General features: G+C 57.4%; 4 protein-coding genes. 3 read left to right on the top strand and 1 reads right to left on the bottom strand.

From position 1 onward, the window contains the following. Window positions 1-94: 94 nt before the first annotated feature. The 3 genes from F8N49_RS25120 to F8N49_RS25110 all read left to right on the top strand — a co-directional run bounded on the left by F8N49_RS25120 (window position 95) and on the right by F8N49_RS25110 (window position 3,625). The gene (locus F8N49_RS25120) at window positions 95-2,506 is read left to right on the top strand and encodes a glucose/quinate/shikimate family membrane-bound PQQ-dependent dehydrogenase (protein WP_151553034.1); all 2,412 of its coding nucleotides are present in this window, start codon (window positions 95-97) and stop codon (window positions 2,504-2,506) included. A gap of 298 nt (window positions 2,507-2,804) precedes the next feature. After that, window positions 2,805-3,260 (top strand): hypothetical protein, encoded by a 456-nt coding sequence (locus tag F8N49_RS25115; RefSeq protein ID WP_122706559.1) that lies wholly within the window; start codon window positions 2,805-2,807, stop codon window positions 3,258-3,260. Beyond that, the gene (locus F8N49_RS25110; protein ID WP_151553032.1) at window positions 3,248-3,625 is read left to right on the top strand and encodes a hypothetical protein; all 378 of its coding nucleotides are present in this window, start codon (window positions 3,248-3,250) and stop codon (window positions 3,623-3,625) included. Before F8N49_RS25115 ends, F8N49_RS25110 begins: the two co-directional genes overlap by 13 nt. 476 nt (window positions 3,626-4,101) lie before the next feature. Here the strand turns inward: F8N49_RS25110 and F8N49_RS25105 are convergent, their stop codons facing one another. Next, a complete protein-coding gene (locus tag F8N49_RS25105) occupies window positions 4,102-5,271 on the bottom strand; it encodes an ATP-binding protein (RefSeq protein ID WP_071173471.1) in 1,170 nt (389 codons plus the stop codon). Between the last annotated feature and the right edge of the window lie 219 nt (window positions 5,272-5,490).

Raw genomic sequence — 5,490 nt, 5'->3', positions numbered from 1 at the left:
CCGAACAAGTTTTTATCTGAACCATGCCTGCGCCAAATCGTCATCTAAAGTGACTACAGCGCGGGACTACATAAACGTCACGGAGAATCACACTATGAGCACCGAAAGTGCTTCGAGTCGGGGCCGTCTGCTACCGGGCCTGCTCGGCATCCTGCTTCTACTGATGGGCCTGGCCATGCTGGCCGGGGGAGTCAAGCTGAGCATGCTCGGCGGCTCGCTTTACTATCTGCTGGCCGGTATCGGCATCGCTCTTAGCGGCATCCTGCTGCTGATGCGTCGCCGCGCGGCGCTGGGCCTGTACGCCATCGTGCTGTTTGCCAGCACCGTGTGGGCATTGTGGGAAGTCGGTCTGGACTGGTGGCAACTGGTGCCGCGTCTGGCGCTGTGGTTTGTCCTCGGTTTCGTGATGCTGCTGCCATGGTTCCGTCGTCCGCTGCTGCTCAACGGCCCGGCGAAAATCGGCACCGGCGGCCTGACCGTCGCTGTGATCCTGGCCGGCGTTACCGCTCTGGCCAGCCTCTTCACTCATCCGGGAGAGACCTTCGGCGAACGGGGCCGCGACAGCGCGGACATGACCAGCACCGCACCGGCCATGCCGGATGGCGACTGGCAAGCCTACGGTCGCACCGAGTTCGGTGACCGCTACTCGCCGCTCAAGCAGATCACCCCGGAAAACGTCGGCAAGCTGCAAGAAGCCTGGCGCATCCAGACCGGCGACCTGCCAACTGCGGATGACCCGGTCGAGCTGACCAACGAAAACACCCCGCTCAAAGCCAACGGCATGGTCTACGCCTGCACCGCGCACAGCAAAGTGCTGGCACTGGACCCGGACACCGGCAAGGAAATCTGGCGCTTCGATCCACAGATCAAGAGCCCGGTCGGCTTCAAGGGCTTCGCCCACATGACCTGCCGTGGCGTGTCGTATTACGACGAAGCCGCCTATGCCAAGTCTGAAAACGCCGGTTCCGCTGTCATCTCCGAAGCCGGCCAGGCTGTTGCTCAGGCCTGCCCGCGTCGTCTGTACCTGCCAACCGCTGATGCCCGCCTGATTGCGTTGAACGCCGACACCGGCAAGATTTGCGAAGGCTTCGGCACCAACGGCGTGGTCGACCTGACCCAAGGCATCGGCCCGTTCACCGCTGGCGGCTACTACTCCACCGCGCCAGCGGCGATTACCCGTAATCTGGTGATCATGGGCGGTCACGTTACCGACACCGAATCGACCAATGAGCCATCGGGCGTGATCCGCGCCTTCGACGTGCGCGACGGTCACCTGGTGTGGAACTGGGACAGCGACAAGCCGGACGCCACCGAGCCTCTGGCCCCGGGCGAAACCTACAGCCGCAACTCGGCGAACATGTGGTCGCTGGCCAGCGTCGATGAAAAACTCGGCATGGTCTACCTGCCACTGGGCAACCAGACCCCGGACCAATGGGGCGGCAACCGCACCCCGGGCGCGGAAAAATTCAGCGCCGGCCTCGTTGCCTTGGACCTGGCCACCGGTAAAGTGCGCTGGAACTACCAGTTCACCCACCATGACCTGTGGGACATGGACGTCGGCAGCCAGCCAACCCTGCTCGACATGAAAACCGCCGACGGCGTGAAACCTGCGCTGATCGCTCCGACCAAGCAGGGCAGCCTGTACGTCCTCGACCGTCGTGACGGCACGCCGATCATTCCGATCAAGGAAATCCCGGTACCGCAAGGCGCCGTGAAAGGCGACCACACCGCACCGACCCAGGCCCGTTCGGACCTCAACCTGCTGGCCCCGGAACTGACCGAAAAAGCCATGTGGGGCGCGAGCCCGTTCGACCAGATGCTGTGCCGCATCCAGTTCAAGGAACTGCGTTACGAGGGCCAGTACACCCCGCCATCGGAACAGGGCAGCCTGATCTATCCGGGTAACGTCGGCGTGTTCAACTGGGGCGGCGTCTCGGTCGATCCGGTTCGCCAGCTGCTGTTCACCAGCCCGAACTACATGGCCTTCGTCTCGAAAATGGTCCCACGCGAGCAAGTCGAAGCCGGCAGCAAACGCGAGAGCGAAACCTCGGGCGTGCAGCCAAACACTGGCGCGCCATACGCGGTGATCATGCACCCGTTCATGTCGCCACTGGGCGTACCGTGCCAGGCCCCGGCCTGGGGCTACGTCGCCGGTATCGACCTGACCACCGGCAAAGTCGTGTGGAAACGCAAGAACGGCACCAGCCGCGACAGCTCGCCAATCCCGATCGGCTTCACCCTCGGCGTACCGAGCATGGGCGGTTCGATGGTCACTGCCGGCGGCGTCGGCTTCCTCAGCGGCACCCTCGACCAGTACCTGCGCGCCTATGACGTGAATACCGGTAAAGAACTGTGGAAATCGCGTCTGCCTGCAGGCGGCCAAGCGACTCCGATGACCTACACCGGCAAGGACGGCAAACAATACGTGCTGCTCGTTGTCGGCGGTCACGGCTCGCTGGGCACCAAGATGGGTGACTACATCATTGCGTACAAACTGCCGGAATAAGCGTTAGCTGGCGGTAATGAAAAGGCGATGTTCCGTGAGGGACATCGCCTTTTTTTTGTGAGCGCAACCTGGCAGGCAATGAATAAACCTGTGGAAGCGGTTGTGAACAGGTTCGTCCTGCAGACGCTGATCAATGCGCCGGAGTTTTCCGACAGGCGGGTCGGTAGCGTTCGGAAAATGCGCTGGGCCGGAATAACTATCGCGAACAAGAATAAAAAACTGTCAGGTATTACAGTTCACAGCTTTCACGCTTTTACCCAGACTTGCCTCTTCACTATTCGGATCAGAGGCAGCTCTCATGGCAAACCCAAACGTACCCAACGCCGTCTTCGCGTTCGGCTCTATTGAAACTGATGTCAAAGGCACCATCAGCGGTAATTATCTGGACTTGACCAGCTACAGCACTTCAAGCACATCCATTTCCATCAACGCGTTAGGGGGATACGACTTTTCTTTCCGCCACAACGACAGCTTGTCGGGCGCGCGAATCATCTCCATCTCGCTTCGCTACCCGCAGGATCCTTCCCCTTTGCGCTATTCAGAAACGATTGTCATAGACCGAGCCGATCCTCGTCCCTATGAATTTGAAACGACAACTTCTTCAATTATCGCGGTCACCCAAATCAGTAACTTCGTGTACCGATACGACCTCAAAGATTACAAATTTTCCGGCAAAGCACAGCACACGAATGACACGCGGGAACTCACCTGTAATGGATTCTTTGTGGTTCAGGGACTGACGTGGCCGATCTGACAACGCTGGTTGTGGGGACCTTCTGTATGAGCCTTTATTCGAAACTGCGTATCGCCCTGCCGGCTGCCATATTCGCACTCAGTGCCTGGCTCCCTGCGCAGGCTGAAAATAACGCAGAGCAGGCAAAAGACTGTAGTGCAGCGCTCAATGAATTGAAATCCATGAACATCACGCCTGCCGCATCCAATTGTCAGACAGGCCAAACACTACAGTGGCGCGTCGAGGCAACTGCCGAGCAATTTGAGCAGGTCATGGATGTTTGCGAAAAATCCAGACTGGCCGCCTTGTATCGATACAGCGAGTCAAGGATCGTCAGTTGCCAATACACCTCAGGCACGAGGAAAACTCCGAGCGGAGCGTATTGATAGAGGAGCGACGTCTGCCACGGGTTGCAATACATCGAGGCTGCAGGATATCTCACTACATACGCAGGTCAAAGCTCCCGAGAATGTCTATGTCGCCGGCGACTGGATCATTAACAACCGCATGGAAAGACATCTTGTAATGATCAGCTTGCGTATCAAAATCGATAGTGAAATTACCGTCTCGGGTATGAGCTTTCTCGAATTCATATCCTGATCGGGCTATATATGACATCAATACATCCGTTGGTCAGAACCTACATTCACTCCAGGAACCTGGTCAAATTCAGGCCGCCTTCGCGAGCAGGCTCGCTCCCACAGAAAATCAAAATCAAAAGATCGCAGCCTTTGGCAGCTCCACAATGAGCGCAAGATCGAGTACTGCCCATGCTCTTGATCCATGCGTACCGGCAGGTAAGCGGGGCAGAACTTTCGGAAAGAATTCGGCGGCTGACTCCATAAGGCGCTACCACTGATTTTCATTCACCACGACGGCGAAGGTATTCCGCGAAAAGAGGAACGGTGAAATCAAGGTAACCATGGTCGGTGCTGTAGATCATACCTTTGGCAATGATATTGGCCCGGGCCGGGCCTAACGATGATTGATCACGCTCCATCACCTTGGCGATACCTGCCATAGGATAGGGCCCATCACCAAGGGTGGCCATCGCCATCACAAACTGGATCTCGGCTTTGGTAAGCCGGTCATAACGAACCTTGAAGAAGCCGGCATCAAGTCCGGCGATAGTCTCTGGATAAGCGCGTTCGACATCAGCGAGCGTGATCATGGGGCCGGCAGCAACATCCCAAGAAGTTGAACCCCATTCCTGCAGAAAAAACGGATAGCCCCTCGTTCGCGCGACAATCGCTTGGAGGGCAGCGTCTTCGATCGTCTGCTCCTCCTCCTCGACGGGTTTTCGAACAGCAAGTTTTGCTGCTTCTTCGTCCAGCGCGCCTACAGGCGGGTAGAGGAAAAGTCGCTCTGCATAGGACTTCGCCTCACCAGCCAATTTGGCAACCTGTGGTAGTCCTGCCCCAACCAAAACCACAGGCAACCCGCGCTGGGCCATTCGATGCATCGCAACGATAAGTGCCGACAGATCGCCTTCCGAGAGGTACTGAACCTCGTCGATGAGCAGCACCCAGCCCTTGCCAGCGGCTTTAGCGCCCTCGCCAATTACACCGAACAGGTCTGGAAGATCATGTTGCAGATCGCCGCTATCCGCAAGCCCAGGTTCAGCACCCTCAACGCCCACCTCAACGCCACCGATATCGATTTTGAATATCGAGGCAAAATTGCGCAGGGCGCTCATACCCCGGCTGGCAATTTGCTTTGCTCCTTCGAATCCCGAAAGTGAACGCATTACGCGTCGCAGTTCAGGGTAAAGAAGAGTGGAAAGTGTATTTTTCTCCGGAGCTTCGAGCTGGGAAACGAGCATCCCCTCTTGTCTGGCGATATTGCCGATCTCATTCAGGAGTACCGTCTTGCCGACTCCACGAAGGCCAAGGAGCATCAGCGACCGTGCAGGTTTGCCCCTCACTGCTCGGCCGCAGGAAATCCGAGCCATTTCGAGAACAGGGTCTCGGCCAGCAAGCTCCGGTGGTGGAAAACCAGCCCCGGGGGCGAACGGATTACGATAGGGATCCATCAAAACTCCATTTAATAGTTAAAGCTAACCAACACTAGCGTTTTTTGCTATTTATGCACAGACATTGTTAGATTCCAATAGGCACCCGTGCCCACCTGAAGGATCTCGCCACCGCCCAAAGGCCGCCAAGGTTAACAAGGTCAAAAACTTTGCAAACCTGAACACACACGCAGAAACACACCCGCCCCATTGAAACCACCCCACCCCTGCCCCATCTAA

It is taken from the genome of Pseudomonas sp. GXM4 (assembly GCF_008923895.1).
Classification (GTDB): Bacteria; Pseudomonadota; Gammaproteobacteria; order Pseudomonadales; family Pseudomonadaceae; genus Aquipseudomonas; species Aquipseudomonas atacamensis.
Note: the sequence above shows the minus strand (reverse complement) of the source record. Positions and strands in the feature narration are given on the sequence as shown.